Source organism: Sinorhizobium sp. BJ1, from assembly GCF_002531555.1.
Lineage (GTDB): Bacteria > Pseudomonadota > Alphaproteobacteria > Rhizobiales > Rhizobiaceae > Sinorhizobium > Sinorhizobium fredii_B.
Window position 1 is genome coordinate 1 of record NZ_NWTH01000041.1, and the last position, 19647, is coordinate 19647.

Annotated in this window: 14 protein-coding genes and 1 pseudogene; 7 read left to right on the plus strand and 8 right to left on the minus strand. The window is 60.8% G+C overall.

Translation table 11 applies throughout. The annotated features are described in order from the left end of the window. From purU to hmgA, 4 genes and pseudogenes are all read right to left on the minus strand, one after another. A pseudogene (gene purU, locus CO676_RS29975) lies at window positions 1-326 on the minus strand (formyltetrahydrofolate deformylase); the annotation flags it as partial. A gap of 143 nt (window positions 327-469) precedes the next feature. Next, window positions 470-1111: a maleylacetoacetate isomerase gene (gene maiA, locus CO676_RS29980; protein ID WP_097523760.1), complete on the minus strand. Its 642-nt coding sequence runs from the start codon at window positions 1109-1111 to the stop codon at window positions 470-472. Window positions 1112-1138: 27 nt separating this feature from the next. Beyond that, window positions 1139-2155, minus strand: coding sequence for a fumarylacetoacetate hydrolase family protein (locus CO676_RS29985; protein WP_097523775.1), 1017 nt, complete (start codon window positions 2153-2155; stop codon window positions 1139-1141). 78 nt (window positions 2156-2233) lie between these two features. Further along, on the minus strand, window positions 2234-3595 hold the full coding sequence (hmgA, locus tag CO676_RS29990) for a homogentisate 1,2-dioxygenase (RefSeq protein WP_097523776.1): 1362 nt from the start codon (window positions 3593-3595) through the stop codon (window positions 2234-2236). 83 nt (window positions 3596-3678) lie between these two features. On the opposite strand from hmgA, the gene CO676_RS29995 reads away from it, so the two are divergent. Next, window positions 3679-4128: a MarR family winged helix-turn-helix transcriptional regulator gene (locus tag CO676_RS29995; RefSeq protein ID WP_014766048.1), complete on the plus strand. Its 450-nt coding sequence runs from the start codon at window positions 3679-3681 to the stop codon at window positions 4126-4128. Between the two features lie 176 nt (window positions 4129-4304). Here CO676_RS29995 and CO676_RS30000 read toward each other — a convergent pair whose 3' ends face one another. Continuing rightward, a complete protein-coding gene (locus CO676_RS30000) occupies window positions 4305-4784 on the minus strand; it encodes an Lrp/AsnC family transcriptional regulator (protein WP_097523761.1) in 480 nt (159 codons plus the stop codon). Between the two features lie 131 nt (window positions 4785-4915). On the opposite strand from CO676_RS30000, the gene hppD reads away from it, so the two are divergent. Next, on the plus strand, window positions 4916-6034 hold the full coding sequence (hppD, locus tag CO676_RS30005) for a 4-hydroxyphenylpyruvate dioxygenase (protein ID WP_097523762.1): 1119 nt from the start codon (window positions 4916-4918) through the stop codon (window positions 6032-6034). A 68-nt stretch (window positions 6035-6102) separates the two neighbouring features. On the opposite strand, the gene CO676_RS30010 is transcribed toward hppD, so the two are convergent. Together CO676_RS30010 and CO676_RS30015 are read right to left on the minus strand one after the other, a co-directional pair. Beyond that, window positions 6103-6879, minus strand: coding sequence for a response regulator transcription factor (locus CO676_RS30010; RefSeq protein WP_014766051.1), 777 nt, complete (start codon window positions 6877-6879; stop codon window positions 6103-6105). Between the two features lie 1166 nt (window positions 6880-8045). Then, window positions 8046-8573 (minus strand): hypothetical protein, encoded by a 528-nt coding sequence (locus CO676_RS30015; protein ID WP_014766052.1) that lies wholly within the window; start codon window positions 8571-8573, stop codon window positions 8046-8048. Window positions 8574-9081: 508 nt separating this feature from the next. Here CO676_RS30015 and CO676_RS30020 point away from each other — a divergent pair. The 5 genes from CO676_RS30020 to CO676_RS30040 all read left to right on the plus strand — a co-directional run bounded on the left by CO676_RS30020 (window position 9082) and on the right by CO676_RS30040 (window position 18149). Beyond that, on the plus strand, window positions 9082-10788 hold the full coding sequence (locus CO676_RS30020; protein ID WP_097523763.1) for a hypothetical protein: 1707 nt from the start codon (window positions 9082-9084) through the stop codon (window positions 10786-10788). A 105-nt stretch (window positions 10789-10893) separates the two neighbouring features. Continuing rightward, entirely contained in the window at window positions 10894-12903 is a 2010-nt protein-coding gene (locus CO676_RS30025) for a type I secretion protein (RefSeq protein WP_097523764.1), read from the plus strand. 20 nt (window positions 12904-12923) lie between these two features. Beyond that, the gene (locus CO676_RS30030) at window positions 12924-15263 is read left to right on the plus strand and encodes a type I secretion system permease/ATPase (RefSeq protein ID WP_097523777.1); all 2340 of its coding nucleotides are present in this window, start codon (window positions 12924-12926) and stop codon (window positions 15261-15263) included. A gap of 7 nt (window positions 15264-15270) precedes the next feature. Continuing rightward, the gene (locus CO676_RS30035; protein WP_014766055.1) at window positions 15271-16608 is read left to right on the plus strand and encodes an HlyD family type I secretion periplasmic adaptor subunit; all 1338 of its coding nucleotides are present in this window, start codon (window positions 15271-15273) and stop codon (window positions 16606-16608) included. Window positions 16609-17159: 551 nt separating this feature from the next. Continuing rightward, window positions 17160-18149, plus strand: coding sequence for a tetratricopeptide repeat protein (locus CO676_RS30040; RefSeq protein ID WP_245424546.1), 990 nt, complete (start codon window positions 17160-17162; stop codon window positions 18147-18149). A gap of 235 nt (window positions 18150-18384) precedes the next feature. Here CO676_RS30040 and CO676_RS30045 read toward each other — a convergent pair whose 3' ends face one another. Then, window positions 18385-19428 carry a class I SAM-dependent methyltransferase gene (locus tag CO676_RS30045; RefSeq protein ID WP_097523765.1) on the minus strand — a complete coding sequence of 348 codons (1044 nt, stop codon included), beginning with the start codon at window positions 19426-19428 and terminating at the stop codon, window positions 18385-18387. Between the last annotated feature and the right edge of the window lie 219 nt (window positions 19429-19647).

Sequence of the window (19647 nt, forward strand, 5' to 3'; positions counted from 1 at the left end):
CCGATCTTCCAGCGGTAGAGCAGGTCGTTCAAGCAATGGCCGAAACGCGACACCATCAGCAGCACCTTGGTGCGCTCCTCGGAATCGCGGACTTCCATCGTCATGTCGAAGCGCTTGATGACAGGAGCGAAGCCTTCGCGCAGCTCCTCGAGCTTCGCGCCGTCCTGGCTGATGAAGGTGAGCCGCATGAAGAACAGGCCCGTTTCGAGATCGTCGAACTGCGAGCTGTCGCTGATGTAACAGCCCTTCTCCGCCAGATAGCCGGTCACGGCGGCAACGATGCCGCGGGTGGATTTGCAGGTGACGGTCAGCACATAGCTTTTCATCGATGGGTCTCTCGTTCTTGAGGTGTTTCCGCTCGCCCTTATACGGGCAGTCTCGCGAAAACTACCGTGACGATTTGAGACCCGCCGATCCATTCGCGACATCGGCTGGACGGAACGGAACACGCGGTGCGGCCAGGGTGAGTCTAAGGCTTCGCGCGATCGGGATGCGCTCTCGCGAAGCCGTCGATCTCGGCGCAGCGCGCGTCGATGGCGACAATCCGGGGACAGCGGGAAAGGTCGACCTCCCAGCGGCGCGCATTATAGACCTGCGGCATGAGGCAAATATCAGCCATTGTCGGCGTATCGCCGTGGCAGAAGGCGCCGGTCGCGGGGTGATCCAGCAGCCGCTCGAAGGCGGCAAGACCCTCGCCGATGAACTTCTGCATCCAGGCCCGGCGCGCTATCTCGCCGTCCGGAGCAGCCTCCATCACATGAGCGACCACCCCGAGATTGCAGACGGGATGGATATCCATGGCGATCGCATAGGACAACGCGCGCACCCGCTGGCGGCCGATGGCGTCGTTCGGAAGAAAGCCGCTCTCCGGCCGTGTCTCGGCGAGATACTCAATGATGGCGAGTGACTGATTGAACCGTTGGCCATCAATGTCGAGCACCGGCACCAGCCCTTGCGGGTTGCGGGCCAGATGCTCGGATGCGCGATGCACCTTGGCGACGAGATCGACCGGGACGGAGCGATAGCTCTCATCGACGAGATTGAGGGCGATCCGCACCCGATAGCTCGCCGACGAACGCCAGTAGTCGTAGAGAATGGTTTCGCAAGTCACGCTGCCTCCGATCGATCCCTCGCACCATCAACCACGCTCGTAACTTGCCACCTTCTGCTCGATCGCGCCGAAGATCGAATGGCCGGTAGCATCCTTCATCTCGATCCGGACAACGTCGCCGAATTTCAGGAAAGGCGTCGTCGGCGCACCGCTTTCGATCGTCTCTATCGTGCGCAGCTCGGCGACGCAGGAATAGCCGACGCCACCTTCCGAAGCCGGCTTGCCCGGTCCGCCGTCGAGCTTGTTCGAAACCGTGCCCGAGCCGATGATGGTGCCGGCCGAGAGCAGTCGGGTGCGGGCCGCGTGTGCAATCAGTTGCGGAAAATCGAAAGTCATGTCGATCCCGGCATTGGCGCGGCCAAAGGGCTTGCCATTGAGATCGATGCGAAGCGGCAGGTGGAGCTTGCCGCCGTCCCAGGCGTCGCCGAGCTCATCGGGCGTCACCGCGACCGGCGAGAAGGCGGAAGACGGTTTCGACTGGTAGAAGCCGAAACCCTTGGCGAGTTCGCCGGGGATGAGGCCGCGCAGCGAGACGTCGTTGACGAGCATGACGAGCCGGATCGCCTCGCGCGCTTCCTCGGGCGTCGCGCCCATCGCCACGTCGTCGACGATCACCGCGACTTCGCCTTCCATGTCGATGCCCCAGGCCTCGTCGGCCATCAGGATCGGATCACGTGGGCCGAGAAAACTGTCGGAGCCGCCCTGGTAGATCAGCGGGTCGGTCCAGAAACTCGCTGGCATCTCGGCATTCCGCGCCCTCCTGACGAGCTCGACATGGTTGACATAGGCGGAACCATCGGCCCACTGGAAGGCGCGCGGTAGGGGCGAAGCGGCATCGTGCTCGTGAAAACGCATGGTCGGCTGCGAGCCGGTCTCAATCCCCTCGGCAACGCGCGCCAGCCGCGGGCCCGCATGCGCCCAATCGTCGAGCGCCGCCTGCAGCGTGCGGGCGATGTGCCCCACCTCGGAGCAGCGGGTCAGGTCTTTCGAGACCACGACGAGCTTGCCGTCGCGGGTAGAATCTTTCAGCGTCGCGAGTTTCATGGTGCTTCCCGATAGATTTTGTTGATCCGCGCCGGACGGCGCGGATTTGGCCAGCATGTCACGGTTCTTCGCCTAAAGTCACTTGATTCCGGGCGTGCCGTCGAATTTCCGCTCGAGCCCCGACCAGCAGTCGATGTAGTCGTTCTGCAGCGTCTCGAGTTCGGCTGCGAACGTCGTCAGCTGTTGCGGAAAACGGGTCTCGAACATGAAGGCCATGGTGTTGTCGAGCTTTACGGGTTTCAACTCCCCATTCGAGGCCTTCTCGAAGCCGGAGAAATCCGGGCCGTGCGCCAGCATCATATTGTGCAGGCTCATGCCGCCGGGCACGAAGCCCTCCTCCTTCGCGTCGTAGCGCCCGTAGATCAGCCCCATGAACTCGCTCATGATGTTGCGGTGGTACCAGGGCGGGCGGAACGTGTGTTCGGCGACCAGCCAGCGCGGCGGGAAGAGGACGAAATCGATATTGGCCGTGCCTTCCTCCCCCGACGGCGCCGTCAGCACCGTGAAGATCGACGGATCCGGATGGTCGAACAGGATCGCGCCGACCGGCGAGAAGGTCTTGAGATCGTATTTGAAGGGCGCGTAATTGCCATGCCAGGCGACGACGTCGAGCGGCGAATGGCCGATTTCGACGACGTGGAAGGAGCCGCACCACTTCACCTGCACCCGGCACGGCGTCTCCTTATCCTCATAGGCCGCGACCGGCGTCTTGAAGTCGCGCGGATTGGCGAGACAATTGGCGCCGATCGGACCGCGATCCGGCAGCGTGAACTTGGCGCCGTAGTTCTCGCAGATATAGCCGCGCCAGACCTTCTCCTCGCCAAGCCGGGTGACCTTGAACATCGTGCCGCGCGGGACGAGGCAGATTTCCGATGGCGTGACATCCATCTTACCGAGTTCGGTAAAGACGCGGATCGCACCCGTTTCCGGCACGATCAGCAGCTCACCATCGGCATTGAAGAAATAGTCGTCGACCATGTCGGCATTGAAGACATAGGCATGCGCCGACATGCCGACCTGGGTCAGCACATCCCCCGCCGTCGTCATTGTGCGGATGCCTTGAAGGAAATTCAGCTCCTCGGTCGGGGCCGGCAGAGGGTTCCAGCGCAATTGTCCGAGCGCCAGCGAATGTTCCACGACATGCGGCGCCGTCTTCCAGTGCGGGTAGTCGATCTTCCGGAAGCGCCCGGTGTGCCGGACGCTTGGACGGATGCGGTAGAGCCAGGAACGCTCGTTCGTTCCGCGCGGCGCTGTGAAGGGCGAACCGGAGAGCTGCTCGGCATAGAGGCCGTACTCGCATTTCTGCGGGCTGTTCTGCCCCTGCGGCAGGGCACCGGGCAGGCTTTCGGTCTCGAAATCGTTGCCGAAACCAGGCATGTAGGCGAGCGCCTGCTCCTCGCCGGCCGCTCCTGCGCGGCGCTTATCCGCCTTGTCCAACATGGCTTGCATCTCCTCTTCAGCGCGGCATATTAGTTGCAAGCGTAACTATTGATTTTGTAACTATCAACTGCGGAGAAGCTTGTTTGACCGATGCGTTCGATTTGGAGGCCTTCCTGCCCTACCGGCTGAATCGGGCGGCGGAATTCGTGGCGCTGCGCTTTGCCGCGCAGTACAAGGCGCGCTACCAGCTGACCCGGCCCGAATGGCGTACGCTCGCGGCGTTGGGCAGTTCCGGCCGCAGCATGACGGCGACCGAGATCGGCGCCCATTCAGCGATGCACAAGACGAAGGTGAGCCGCGCCGTCTTCGGTCTCGAGCAGCGCCGATGGCTGAAGCGCGAAGAGGACGGCCGCGATCGTCGCTTCGAACATTTGGCGCTGACACCCGCCGGCCAGCAGGCCTATAAGGAACTGACGACGCTCGCCGCCGACTACCAGGCGGAGTTGCTTTCGATGCTGGGTATGGAAAACATGGAGGCGCTGTCGACAGGCTTGCGCGCCGTGGAGCGGGCGATGAAGAAAGCCCGTGCATAAGCCACCTCCCCAACCCCTCCCCACAGGTGGGAGGGGCTAGGCGCCCGCGGCGATCGCCTGCCATTTTCCGACCTTCGCGTCCGATGGAAAGGCGTGTTCCGTGGCGGAGACGGTGCGGCATCGGAGCCCTCCCACCTGTGGGGAGGGGAATTCAAATTGCCACAACAAACCCGAACTCACCCTTTCATGCGCTCCGGTATCGGCAGACCCTCGAAGCTCTTCAGCGTTTCCAGCACGATCGAGGTCTTCACGTGCTGGACGCTGTCATGCGGCAGGAGCACGTCATTGACGAAGCGCGAAAGCCCGGCAAGGTCGGGTGTCACGACGCGCAGGTGATAGTCCATCTCGCCGGTCAGCGCATAGGCTTCCAGCACCTCGGGCAGGCCGGAGATGAGCTTGGCAAAACGCTTCGCATTGTCGCGGTTATGGGTGGCGAGCGTCACCGAGATCACCACCATCAGATCGAGCCCGAGCTTCTGCCGGTCGATCTGCGCCTGATAGCCGGTGATGAAGCCTTCCGCCTCCAGCCGCGAGCGCCGCCGCGAACATTGCGACGGTGAGAGTGCGATGCGCTCGGAGAGTTCGTTGTTTGTCAGATGTCCGTCGCGCTGCAATTCGCCGAGGATCTTGAGGTCGAAACCGTCAAGCTGCTCCATTCATGCACCTCCACACCGCCACTTGCACAATTTATGCACGATCTGGGCAAAATCGCGCAAGAATACAAGCATCATGCATCGGATCTGCGCCATACTCCAACAAAGTTCGGAGGAATGAGAGGAGAGTTTCAATGGGACCGTTTCCACATGATGCACCGCCCGCAACCATATCGGCGGACAACCCCGCCGGAACCGATGGCTTCGAGTTCGTCGAATTCGCCCATCCGCAGCCGGAGAAGCTCGAAGAACTCTTCCATCGCACGGGCTACACACCGGTCGCCAGGCACCGGACGAAGAACATCACCGTCTGGCGGCAGGGCGACATCAACTACCTCCTGAATGCCGAACCCGGCTCGCATGCGATGCGCTTTGTCGACAAGCACGGGCCCTGCGCCCCATCGATGGCTTGGCGCGTCGTCGATGCGAAGCATGCCTTCGAGCATGCGGTCGCCAAGGGCGCCGAGCCCTATGCCGGCAGCGACAGGAGCCTCGACGTGCCGGCGATCGTCGGCATTGGCGGCTCGCTTCTCTATTTCGTCGAGACCTACGGCGACAAAGGTTCCGCCTATGAGGCCGAGTTCCAATGGCTGGGAGAACGCAATCCGAGGCCCGCGGGGGTCGGCTTTTACTATCTCGACCACCTGACGCACAACGTCTATCGCGGCCAAATGGACAAATGGTGGGCCTTCTATCGCGAGCTGTTCAACTTCAAGCAGATCCATTTCTTCGACATTGACGGCCGCATCACCGGGCTCCTGAGCCGGGCGATCACCTCCCCCTGCAGCAAGATCAGGATCCCCTTGAACGAGTCGAAAGACGATACGAGCCAAATCGAGGAATATCTGAAGAAGTACAAGGGCGAGGGTATCCAGCACATCGCGGTCGGAACCGAAGCGATCTACGACGCCACGGACAGGCTGGCGGAGAACGGTCTTAAATTCATGCCCGGACCGCCGGACACCTATTACGAGATGTCGCACGAGCGCGTCCACGGCCACGAAGAGCCGATCGAGCGGATGAAGAAGCACGGCATCCTGATCGATGGCGAGGGCGTTGTGAACGGCGGCATGACGAAGATCCTCCTGCAGATCTTCTCGAAAACCGTCATCGGGCCGATCTTCTTCGAATTTATCCAGCGCAAGGGCGACGAAGGCTTCGGCGAGGGAAATTTCCGGGCGCTGTTCGAGTCGATCGAGGCCGACCAGATCCGGCGCGGCGCGCTCAGCACTCCGCCGGCCGCGGCCGAGTAGGGGAAAATCCGTTCAGAAAAGCGCCGCGCACCCTGGCGGGTGCGCGGCGCTTACCTTCGTTGGCTCATTCAGTTCGACCAGCGCCCCCGTGGTGAGCCCAGGTCGCCTTCGTGCCGGAAATAACGCGACGCCGCTTCGGTGCGGTTGCGCACGTTCATCTTTTTGTAAATGTTGCGGACATGCACCTTGACGGTGTTTTCCGAAAGCCCTAGCCGGTCGGCGATGATCTTGTTTTGCGTGCCCATGCAGATCAGATCGAGAATCTGGATCTCACGCGTCGTCAGCATGCCCCTGCCGTTCTCGCTCCTGCGCTCCGGGTCGCTCGACTCGATGACCGATGGCCGTTGAACAGAGGAGCCGCCTCCTGCGAATCCCCGCGGGGCCAATCGCCTGAGCAACGCTGCGGGAAAGTGCTCGCCGCCCTTCATCAGCAGATCGATGGCGGTCAGGCAGACATCGAGGTGCAGGTTCAAGGGCAGTACGCCATGAATGAGGCCTTCATCGACGAAGCCGGCGATCGACGTATCGAGCTCGTCGGCATTCTCCACCACCACGCCGATCGAGGCCTTGGGGTGAAACTCACGGATGATTCTGATGATCGACGGGAAAGTGCTTGCGGGCATGCGGTAGAGCATTACCAGTGCGATATCGACGAGATTGCCGTCGAGCAGACTGTCGGCTTCCGACAGACTGACCACGTCATGGCTTTGAAAGCGGGCGCCGATCGCTTGCGTCAGGCATTCGGCAAGCAGGTCCGCCTTGGCGAGCATTACAATCTTGTTTCTCTTTGTTAAAACTTTGTTGTTATCCTCAAAATTGCTCAGGGTAGAACTCTCACGGTACATTTATCCCTCCTTGGGCATTCCCTGAAAATTTATGGGTGTGAGGCCCCTCTTGAAGAACGCCCTTGTTTAAAAATTTATTCGAATAAAAAACGAATTCCCACAGCGGTAGAATTCGTAATGACTAATGTATCGTAAATATGGGGGATGGGAAACAGCCCAAATGGGTTAGATTGGCAGGGTGACGCTATCTAGACCGTCTGAAATCGAACCAATTTTGGGCCTGTCCACGCAAAGCCTTGGACAAGCGCGTAAGCCGCCGTGCATTTTCCGCTTCCTTCGATCACCCTTTGCTTTTCAGGGGTTCGGCGGACCAAGGGCTGGGGCGGAAAACGGCGGGGCCGTGAGAACATTCAAGTCTAGGATGTAGATCGCGGCTCCGCACGTTCTAGCCTGCTCCGATACCAACAACGGGTTAGCGCCGGCCAGTCGCGCAGTCGATCCGCAGACCCATATGCCAGCCCGCGCGCATCACTCCCCAACTCTCGCGGTCGCTCGATCCGCGCCCTTGGGACCCCAACAGCGGCTCAACGCGACGGGTCGGAGCGGCGGTGACGGATTCACAATGTTAACATTGTCTTAACGTGCATGGCACGAAAGCGCATCCCGGCAGACCGGGCACAGCCAGACGGCAGTCCGTCTCCCCGGCGCCCGATCCACCACCGCAAGGTCTCGGTGTCGCCGTCACGATGCCACCCCGAAACGCATGCGCTCCGTCAAGCGGCTGCCTAGACTAACCATAATTGGTATCTATCGCTTCCTTACATTCCGGACCACACTGCAATGGTCGCACGGCGTTTTGTGCGTCCCGGATAGTGTCTTGCGTAGGTTCGGAAGTATTTATATTGCGTTCACATGACTAATCGTATGACTTCTTATTTCTGACGTAACAATTTGGACAGAGCCGAACCTCTGTCGCACAATTATATTGGAAAAAGAAATAGAAGATATCGAGACCCGCAGATGGATGATATCGCATTCCTCTGATTGCAGATGAGCCAGCGCCATAAGAATCCTAAATGAGATGAAAGGGTTTCGGTGCTGGCTCCCTCTCCTCACGCCTCTCTTCGGACTCCGGCAAAGCCAAGCAAGAATTGACCCAGTGCTGTGTCATAGGCGCGGATCACCGCGGTCTTAAGGGAAGCATGTCGTCCTTCCGTGCCCTCCCGTTAGCGCGGGAAGGAATGTCGCTCGACGATATCCCAGATCCCCTTGTTGATCTTCATGATCTGATCGATCGCCTCACTGATCCTCGCCAGTTCGGCATCGTCGATCTGCTCGATCTTGCCGTATTTGATCGTTTCCTTGCTGTCGAAGATGGCCATCAGCTGGGTGCTCGCCTGATCCCCGGTCTCGTCGAAGGAATAGATGCAATGGCTGTACTTGTTCCTGAGCTTCGCCTGCCTGCCCAGCTGCTGCGTCACGGCCAGGATCTCGTGCCTGCGATCGGATGGCGTCTTGGCCATCTTCGCAAACCGCTCGACGAGCTCGATGCGGGCGCGTGTCGTGTTCAGCGTCAGGAAAATAATGACCGCGGTTTCCTTGTCCACATTCGCAAGGCCCGCAATCAGGTAGATAAGTAGGCTTTCCGTGTTCGTCCACGTGTAGTTCAGCTGCCCGATCAGAAGCAGGATCTCGTGAAATCGCTTCATGGGCCCTGTTTGCCGTTGCCGAACACCTCCAGCAGGATCGCTCATATCCGCCTCCCATTCATTTCTTCCGGTTGAATAGGTTTGGGCTTTAAGTTTGCCTGCCGCAAGTAGCCCCAACGGAGTAGAAACGCAAATCCATTCTCAATATTTGCCATTTCTCAAAATACCTTTCCGCATGTGATCAACCTGGGGCTGACTAGCGCCCGCCACGACTACCCGACGGGCTAGCTCGAACTGACAGCTTACATTTCCTTCAACTTGGCAACAGACTGCCCGGGCAAAACGACGAGCAGGGAGGCTCGAGCCTGGGGACCGACACTGCGCCGGATGCGCAGGTGTCCTTCGAGAGGCCCGACGAGCTGCTCCACGATGGAGGAGGGCATCTACCACGACAATTTGAATGTCTGATCCCCGGTCGCGCTTGGCCGCCGGTGATCGAAATTCTTCACTGAAATAACTTTATTCATTTTCAACACCTGGACCGCACATCCATTAGCCGCGTGAGAGAAAAAGGTGGCTTGGTTGTCGCGGCCTCAATCTGAGGTAGATCGTTATGAGCAGCAAGGACAAGAATTTCTTGTGGCCGTGGGAAGAGCAATCCCAAAATCAGGAGCAGGATCAGGAGCAGGAGCAGGAGTCCGAGCAGGAACAGGAGCAGGAGCAGGAACAGGAGCAGGAATCCGAGCAGGAGCAGGAGCAGGAGCAGTCCAGTGAGTCCTATAATGGCAACCTGAACGGCAACGGCAACCTGAACGGCAACGGCAACCTTAACGGTAATGCCAATGGCAACGGCAACCTGAACGGCAACGGCAATGCCAACCTGAACGGCAACGGCAACCTGAACGGCAACGCCAACCTCAACGCCAACGTCAACAAGAACGAGACCGAAGTCGACGTCGACGTCGACAGCAAGACTGAGGTCGACGTCGATGTCGATGTCGACGTCGACCTTGATGGCTACAAGCCCTCGGATGACGATTTCGTTGACATCGACGATTCGACCATCGAAGGCATGGCCAGCGTCAGCTTCAAGGACATCTTGAACGGCTCGCTTGACGGCGCCGGCAATGATGTCGGTAACGTCTTCAGCCAGTCCGCCATCATGTCGGATGACGACGAGCTGTACGACGTCTCCAATAGCGGCACCCTGCACCAGAATGGCGATGCCGATGGCGGTTACGCCAAGTCGGACGACGGCATTTCCGCCAGCGGTGACGGTGGCGAAGGCGGTGACGATGCCGATGCCGACGGCGGCGACGGTGGCGACGGTGGCTTCGCGATCGGCGGCTTCGCCGGGGGCGGCGACGCTGACGGCGGCGACGCCGACAATGACGGCGACGCGGACGGCGGAGACGGCGAAGGCGGTCTCGCGGCAAGTGTCGGCGTCGGCACAGGTGGGACCAGCGGCAGCGCCAATGGCGGCGCGGCAGCGGGTGGCGCCGGTGGCGCCGGTGGTGCCGGCCTCGGTCTCGGCCTCGGTCTCGGTGTCGGTCTCGGTGTCGGCGCGGCAGAAGGCGGCGAAGGTGGCGACAACGAAGCCGGCGACGGCGGCGAAACGGGTGACGTCGAAAGCGACGAGGCGGAAGCTGAGGATGCGGGCGACGGCGGCGACGGCGCAGATGTCGACGACTTCTCGATCCCGATCCTGAACTTCGGCGGCGACGGCGGCGACAACGATGGCGGCAACAGCGTCGCTCTCGGTCGGACCGGCAACGCCAACGGCGGCAGCGCGGACGATGCTGGTGACGGCGGCGATGCGCTCGGTGCTGGCGTTGGCATTGGCACGGGTTCCGGTGTCGGCGCCGGTAACGGCGGTGGTGGCGGCGGCGGCGGCGGTGCCACTGCGAACGGCGGAACCTCCGGTGCTGCCGGCGGCGGAGCCGGAACCGGCGGAGCGGCAACCGGCGGCGCTGGTGATGGCGGCCTTGCTCTTGCAGGTGCATGGGCTGGCGATGCCTTGGCCGGTGGCGGCGTAGGCGGAGCAGCCACAGGCGGTGGCGGCGGCGCAGGCGCTGCAGGTGGCACCGCTACGACCGGTGCAGGCGGCGCAGGGTCGGGCGGCACCTGGGGTTCCTACAATGGCGACGATAGTTTCCTCGAAGGAATCTCCTCGGCATCGGCCGATGCGGTGATCGACACCAACGCCTTCAACCAGCAGATCGTGCTTGGTGCCAACCTGCAGGGCAACACCATCGACATGACGGTCGTCGGCGGCAACTACAGCTCGACGGCCATCGGCGAAGACGACGACGACGCATAAGGCGAGACTGCCGGTTCGCATTCATCGCAAATCGGGCATTGAACTGGACTGCGCGGGTTCGCCCCGCGCAGTCCAACAGCACCGAAGTGAAAAAGGGGGCTGACAATGACCCTGTATTTCGACAAGACGACCGAGGCTATCGCCCATTTCATCGGCCTGTTCGCCATCGCTCTTGAAGAAATTCGCCTGCGCGACGCCTACGAGGAATTCAAGGCTCACCAGAAAGCGCAGGAGGAACCGCCGGAACTCCCTTCCGTGCCGGTTGCGGTAAAGGCGCCCTACGAGCTCAAGGATTTCAACCCCGGTATTCCCTACCGCCCGGCCGAGCCGGACGAGGCTGGGCCGACACCGGGTCTCTATCCCGGCCTTCGTCCCCCGGAAATACCGATTTCGCGTCCGGCCAATGAAATCGACAATCCCCACGCTTACACACGGGACGGCTCGAGTTCCTCATCCGGCGGCGCACCCGAAATTCAAATCGATCCGCCCGGCTCGACCGCCGTCTACGCATCGCAGCAGATCTGGCTTTCGGACGACGACGTCGTCAGCCTTGGCGGTCACGGATTGCAGTTTGCCCCCCAGGTGGACAACAGCGCTTTGATGAATGATCTCATCGAAGCGGCGCTGCAGATCTCCCCGCTCGGCGGCGAAGAGATACCCGGTTCCCCGGAGGAGATCGCCACCTTCATCAACACCGCCTCGCAGCAGCTTGATGCCGTCCCGGCGGGACAGGAAGGACAGGAAGGCACAGTTGTCGAGAAAGCCGAGACTCTCGAAGGCACCGTCGTCGACGGAGAGCTCGTCGAGGAGGCACCGAGTCTCGATGATTACCTGCCGCCGCCGGAAGAAGCCACGGAGGAAAAGCCGGCTACCACCACCGAGGCCAGCGGTAACTTCACGCCGGGCCAGGGCCAGATCGGGGTCGAGGCATCGGTCGAACTGGAAGCCGGTGGCAACACGCTGATCAATTCCGTCGAGCTGACGAATAACTGGTTGCAGTCACATGTGCTCGCTGTCGAAGGCGACCATGTCGAGCTCAACGCGATCATCCAGACCAACATCGTTTCCGACAACGATCTGGTGAGCCCTGCTCTCAACGGCTGGAATCTGGACCCAGGCAAGGCAACCGAGGCCTTCAATATCGCGATGTTCAAGCATCTCGACCCCGAGGCCGACAAGGCAGAGCAGGCCGGAACGGGCGGCTTCCCGAAGGCTTGGGCGATTACCGAGATCAAGGGCGACCTCTTGATCATGAACTGGTTAGAGCAATTCACCTTGATGACCGATGAAGACACGGCCATTTTAGCGTCCGCTGGCTCGACGGCTTCGATCATCACCGGCGACAATACGGCGATCAACAACGTCTCGCTCGCAGAGCTCGGACACTACTACGATCTCATCTTCGTCGGCGGCAGTGTCTACGATGCCAACATCATCCAGCAGACGAACATCCTGCTCGACAACGACTTGGTCGGCGCCGTCGAGGGTTTCGGCACAAGCGGCAAGGGCTCCGTCTCCACTGACGGCAACTTGCTGTGGAACGAAGCCCGCATCGTGGAAGCCGGTGGCGCGACCGCCGTCAAACCAATGCCGGAATCCTACCTCGACGCCTTCGGCGATCTCGCAAGCGGAAAAAAATCGCTACCGGACGACGTGCTGCAGGACGGCGCCTTTGCCGGGATGAATGGCTTGCGGGTACTTTATATTTCGGGCGACCTCGTCAATCTCAACTACGTCAAGCAGACCAATATCCTGGGTGACAGCGACCAAGTCGCGCTGGCGATGAGCAAACTTGCGGCGGATTGGGACGCAGACTGGACGATTTCGACGGGTTCGAACGCCTTGGTGAATTACGCCGGGATTGTCGACGTCGATGCAGGCCAGACCATTTATACGGGTGGCACCGCCTATTCGGACGAGATCCTGATCCAGGCCGAACTGATCAGGACCGAACCTTACCTCGGGGGCCAGGATCCTGACGCGCTCGTCAGCGAAGCGGTTGCTTTCCTTGGTGAGGACATGATGGCCCCCGACCCCGGGCCCCAGTCGCCGGGTCACGCGCCGCATCCGCTCGATACGGCGAACTCCGATCCCATGCATAGCATGCTGGCATGATCGGATCGCGGGAGGAGACGATGACCGACGACCGCGACCCGTCCTGGGAGCAATTCGCGACAAATGGCGACGAGGCTGCAGACGAGGCGGATTCCCCGCCGCAGACGCCGAAGGCGGAGGCTGCCCGGCAGCAATTGCTCCGCAGGATCGACCGCAGGGAAGATATTTTGGATCGCACTGTTAAGGAGTTCGACCAGGTGATTGACCAGCTTCGCGGCACGGCGGCCGCAAGAACCAGCCAACAAGCCGATCATGACGATACGGCCGCACCGCCCGTTTCCGAACGGCGTGCGGCGCCCGAGGTCATGAAACAGACAGTCATGCAACAGACAAGGACGCCCCCGCTGATGGCCGATAACGCGAACACCGCGCAAATCGTGCCTCGCCCGCATGGAGGCGATGCCGGCCAGCGTCCGCCTGTCCAGGAGGCCCGCAAGCCGGAACCGCGCGTCGAAAAGCCGAGCGTCGAGACGAGGGCTGAAGTCAAGGACAGGTCTTCAATACCGGGTATGGTGGTGATCGACGGCGACCGCGGCCCCCTCAAGGCCGAGCCACGATCCCCCGACAAGGGGGGCTCCTCGGGCGGCGGCGGGGGTGGTCATGGCGGCGGAGGCGGAGGCGTTTTCCATAAACGTCTCGGGCCGGTCGATTTTTCCGCCAGTCTCAAGGCCGGTCTGCAGGCCATCAAGCAGAACCTGATGGTCGTGATGGTCTTCACGCTCGCCACCAACGTGCTGGTGCTCGCCATACCGATCTATCTGTTTCAGATCTCGGACCGCGTGCTGACCAGTCGCTCGATCGACACGCTGGTCATGCTCACCGCGCTGATCATCGGCGCGGTCATTCTGCAGGCTGTTTTCGACGGAATCCGCCGCATGATCCTCATGCGGACGGCGGTGGAGGTTGCCGCTCAGCTCGGCGCGCCGATCCTCAGTGCGGCGGCCCGAGCCTCGCTTCACAGCAACGGGCGGGAATATCAGACCCTTGGCGACTTGCAGCAGCTTCGCTCCTTCCTCGTATCGAGCACGCTGCTGTCCTTCCTCGACGCCCCGATCGCGCCGTTCTTCGTCCTGGCGGTCTTTCTGATCCACCCGCATCTTGGCTTCATCGTCATTACTTCCGCCTTGTTTCTCCTCATTGTCACCTTGGTGAACCAGAGAGCGACCGCCGCTCCCTTCGGCGAGGCCAACACCTTCCAGGGCAAGGCGAACCTCCATCTCGACTCCATGTCGCGCAATTCGCAGATCATCAATGCGCTTGCGATGATCCCGGAAGCAGTCCGCATCTGGGGGAAGGACATGGCGGGATCGCTAAAGGCGCAAGTCGTGGCGCAGGACCGCAACATCGCGCTTGCCTCGCTCTCCAAGGCCATTCGGCTGCTCACCCAGGTCACCATGCTCGGCTGGGGCGCCAATCTCGCGCTTCACGGCCAACTCACTGGCGGCATGGTAATCGCCGCATCGATCGTCGCCGGCCGTGCGCTCGGCCCGATCGAAGGCGCAATCGAAGGCTGGAATCAGGTGATCCAGGTGCGCGCCGCCTATGGGCGCATCGCTTCGTTGCTCCAGAGCTCGCCGCTTAATTTTGAGCGGCTGAAGCTGCCGCGCCCCGAAGGGCGCCTGGACGTCGAGCGGCTGCTCTTCGTCCCGAACGGCACCAAGCGCGTGGTCCTCAACGGCGTGACGTTCTCGCTCAACCCTGGCGACTCGCTTGCCGTGATCGGCAGTTCCGGAGCTGGCAAGACGACGCTCGGCAAGATGCTTGTCGGGTCCATCCTGCCGACATCTGGGAATGTGCGCCTCGACCTCATGGACTTGAGGAACTGGGATCAGCGCCAGTTCGGCGAAAGCATCGGCTACCTCCCGCAGGACGTCCAGCTCTTTCCCGGAACGATCAAGGCCAATATTGCGCGCATGCAGGAGGACGCCACCGACGCCGACATCTATGCGGCCGCCAAATTGGCCGACGTGCACGACATGATTGCGTCACTGCCGCACGGCTACGAGACCTTCGTCGCGGCCGACGGATCACCGCTTTCCGGCGGGCAAAAGCAGCGCGTCGCGCTTGCCCGGGCTTTCTTCGGCAATCCGCGCATGGTGCTGCTGGACGAGCCGAATTCCAATCTCGACAGTGCCGGGGAGGCGGCGCTGACGCGGGCACTTGCCCATGCGAAGAAGCAGAAAATCACCGTCGTTACCATTACCCAGCGGCCCGCCCTCCTCAACAGTGTGGACAAGGTATTGCTTCTGGTGAACGGCACCGTAGCGCTTTTCGGCATGCGCCAGGATGTGCTGAAGGCCCTCTCCTCGCGCGGCATGAACTTCGAGGGCAACCCGGTCGACCACAATCAGCTTACGTAGGCACCCCATGACAGACATAGTCAAAGTTTACGATCTTGCATGGTATTCAGAGGTTCCGCGGTCGATCTGGAAACAGACCACCATCGGACTGGTGCTCATGGCAGTCACGTTCGGCGGCTTCAGCCTCTGGTCCTTCACGGCGCCGCTGGCTGCGGCAATCATCGCTCAGGGCAGTTTCGTCGCGACCGGTCAGAACAAGGTCATCCAGCATCTTGAAGGCGGGATCATCAAGGATATCCTGGTGAGCGAGGGTGATCATATCGTCGCCGATCAGCCGCTGCTACGGCTGGACGAGACGGCTGCACTCGCCAACCAACGCCAGCTCTTTCTGCGCCGGGCGAGGCTGGAGGCGATCATCGCCCGCCTCATGGCCCAGGTGCAGGGTCTCGACAAGATCGAACTGCCGAAAATTCTTGTCCCATATCTGCAGGATCCGGAGATCGAGCCGATCATTCGAAGCCAGGAGCTCAATTTTCGGGCCTGGAGAAGCAAGCTGGACAGCGAAATCGGACTGTACAGGCAGAATATCGAGGGTTTCCGCTTCCGTGCCGAAGGCTACCAGCAGCAACTCGCGGCGGTTCGCCAGCAGCATACCCTCCTCGAGGAGGAGTATGCGGGCAAGAAGTCGCTCCTCGACAAGAACCTGATCCGCAAGACGGAAATCAAGAGCATCCAGCGATCGATCGCGGACGCCCAGGGACAGACCGGCAGACTGACCTCCGAGATTTCGGAAATCGGCTCGCAAATCTTGAAACAGGATCAGCAGATCCGTCAGACGGAGGAAAGCTATCGCGAGGCGGCCCTGGAAGAGCTCCAGAAGGTGGAGGCCGAACTGGACTCCGTCCGCGAGCAGTTGACGGGGGCCGCCAGCGTGCTGCGCCGCGCCACGATAAACGCTCCGGTTACCGGCACCGTCGTGCGCCTGTACTATCATACGGCCGGCGGTGTCATCGAAACCGGCAAACCGATCATGGAAATCCTGCCGTCGGACGTACCGCTGATCATTGAAGCGCAGGTCCTCCGCACCGAGATCGACAGCGTCAAGATCGGCCAAAAGGCGACCGTAAGGCTCAGCGCGCTGAATCAGCGGACGACGCCGGTGCTGAACGGCGAGGTCTACTATGTCTCCGCCGACTCCATGCCCGATCCGGCAACCAACGGCACACAGGAAGTCTATCTCGCCAGAGTGAACCTGCCGGTGAGCGAAGTCTCGAGGATTTCCGGCTTCGTCCCGACGCCCGGCATGCCAGCCGAGATTCTCATCCAGACGGCCGAGCGGACCTTCTTCGACTATCTGACGAAGCCGATCCGGGACAGCATGGCGCGCGCCTTCATGGAGCGATGAAGCAAACCAGCTGCGAGCGACGCCGCTTGTTCTCACGAACCCGGCCGCTTGACGCACCGAGCGTCAGGCGGTCGGCGGCATTGTCTGCAGTCGCAGACGACTTGTCTCGCGGCCTGCGCGTTCGACGAGGCCGAGGGGCCGGGCTATTGCTCACCCGACTACATCCCCTGCGTGCCTAGCTATTGCAAAATAACCCGAAATTGCTATTATTCCAATCTTATTGCTGACTTATATATCTGTGACTTCTGCTGCATAATTGAAATTTATTTCATTTTTTATTTTTATGCGAGGAAGCTATGTTTACAGAAATTATTGAGCGTATTGAGGACTTTGAGAATATTCGGAAGTCTTGGGACGAGCTCTACCATAACGATCCCGACTCTCACCCTTGCCTTTCCTGGGATTGGTTGCGGCAATACCTCCCTCGGCAACAGAGGTGGTTCATCCTGGCCCTGAAACGATCCGACGATGCGGATTACTGCGCCTTTCTTCCGCTTCGTGTGGCAACCTACCGCGACAAGAGCAGCGGTCTTTTCTGCGATGAAATTCTATTGATCGGCAATCACGGCTCCGGCCGCACCGGCCTGCTTTGCTCGCCGGGGCTCGAGAATGAGGCGGTCGATGCGTCTGCCAGCGTCATCCGTCGCGAGAACTGGGCAAGCCTGCGGTTCGATTCTCTCGACCTCGCCTCCGACCGAACCGAACGATTGCTCCACGCCTTTGCCGACGAACAGTTTGTCCGCGAGGACGACGGCGGCGAGAGCGGGATCCGCATCCCGGAACAGCCTGTGCGCCACCTCATCGTCAGAACGCGGACGGGCCGCAATCTTCACGACTGTCTGAATCACCGCAGCATCGACTTCGTCTTCGAGCGCGCCATGGACCTGCACAGCCGAGGCAAGCTGGACGCGGCGGAGACAGGCTATCGGCAAGTGATACATGCGGCTCCCAAGCATATCTATGCCCGCTACGGCCTGGCACAGCTCTGCACCGAGAAGGGAGACCACGCCGAGGCGGAACATCTCTATCGCGGCTTGCTGTCGGCGATACCGGAGGCGGACAAGATCCAGCACCGGCTGGGCGACGCCCAGATGGCGCAAGCCTGCTACCGCGAGGCGAGCAAGACCTTCGAAGACCTGCTTGCCCGCCACGCGCATCTCGGCCTCGTCCGTTACAAATTGGCCGTCTGCCTTCTGGCCGCAGGCCAGAGAGACGCCGCGATCGCCACGTTTCTGAGTTTCGAAGAGATCGCTTCCGATGATCCGGAGCATCTTCGATGCAAGCTCAGAGCGCGGGAGGCGGTGTTGCGCCTTAAATTGCGCTCGGCGATGGAAGAGCAGCGAGAAGCTAAGCGAACGGCCGCCACACCGCTTGCTCAGGCGGGCGGTCGGTCCGGCGAAACCCCATCGGCACCGGCAATATCCGTCCGGCTCCTGCCGCCAGCGGCTCTCCTCAAGCCGTCCTTGCCCGGGGGCGCCTCCGCCCACCTGCATGCAAGGCCGTTCCGATTCGACTCCACTGGATCGAAACGGAAGCATTGAGACGCTGAGCGGCACCCGCTTTTCCATCAGGCCGTTTGGCTGTGCTTTGCAGCCAAACGGGGCATTTCGACTCCGAAATGCGCCGAGTTTCTACAGCGCCGTGCATCTATCAGGCGCACAAGGCCGCGGTACGTTACAGCGCTGCGAGTTTCTTCCTTAAATCGGCTGCGATTCACGGAAATACGCAGTGGTGCAGGTATAGACTGAAGACTCGAGAGACGGGCTTCGGCGATGGCTAAGACCGCTTCTGCAGGATGCCGTAGACGATGTTGCGGTTGGCGCCGAATTCCAATCGCGCATTGACCGTGTTGCGGTCGACGCTCGCATTGATGATGCTCCACATATCCGCTTCCGAGCGCAGCAGCAGCGCCCAATTCATCAACGTCTCCATGTAGCCGTCATCGCTGATGTCGCGGGCGAAATTGGCGAAGAGGAAGACCCCATTGGGCTTCAGCATTTCCAGGCATCGTTGCGTGAGCTTCACCGCCACCTTATCGGCCAGGTAGTCATAGAGGCCGGCGGCGTAGATGAAGTCGAACTGACCCAGTTCCTGGGACCTGGTCAGAAGGCCGCGAACGGAACCGTCGATCGCCTCGACGCAGGTTCCCCTGAAGTCGCGAACCATCGAGCCGACGCTCAAGGGGTCCTGATCGAGGGCAACCCAGCGCTTTATCCGCCGCTCGCGCAATGCCACCGAACGATCGGCCTCGCGCAGATGTCCCGCCGCGATCGTCAGAATTTCCGTCTCAGGGCCCTTCTCGGCCGCAATCGCGTCGACATGCCGGGTCAGGAGGTCGCGTCGTTCCCGCACGGCGACCGACGACGGCGCATCCTTCGTGTAGTTGTAGAGGGTGCGGCCAAGCGGAGAGGCCTTGGCAATTTCGTCCGAAACGCTCGGATGACCATAGATGAAGTCGATCAGCTGCGCGTCGCCGGAATAACCGCGTGGTTTCCGGAAAGACCAACGGGTGAACGGGTCCTCATGGAAGTAATTCGACACCGGATGGTTCTGGACGATCGGGATCAGCGCTTGCCAGACGCTCGGATCGAACTTGCGGCGTATCCCATGAAGTGCGCCGATCAGCTGGTGGATAATCACCGGCGGATCGCGGCGCTGCTCGATTTGTTGCTGGGCGATCATAAGCGCCAGTGCGACTTCGGCTTCGCCGGTTGCCAGCTGCTCGTCATGGCGATCCGTCTTGGCTGTCGAGAGTTCGGTTGTAATGGCGGTGGGGGTAATCAGGCTTTCGCCGTCGAGGGCAATCTGAATTTGGGTCACGCGAGACTCATCCGTTAATAGATCGTTAACAGTATGCGCAAGATCACGGAGCGCGCCAAATCCAATTTCAAACTATCGAATAATATGGTTAACAACACATCCGACTGACCTATTTCGCTACACTATTACGTGCGTCTTTGGCCCAATACCAATTCAGCAAAACTTAATGGACCTAAACTAATGTGCCGAACGATGCTGCACGCCCTCACATTCTTACCC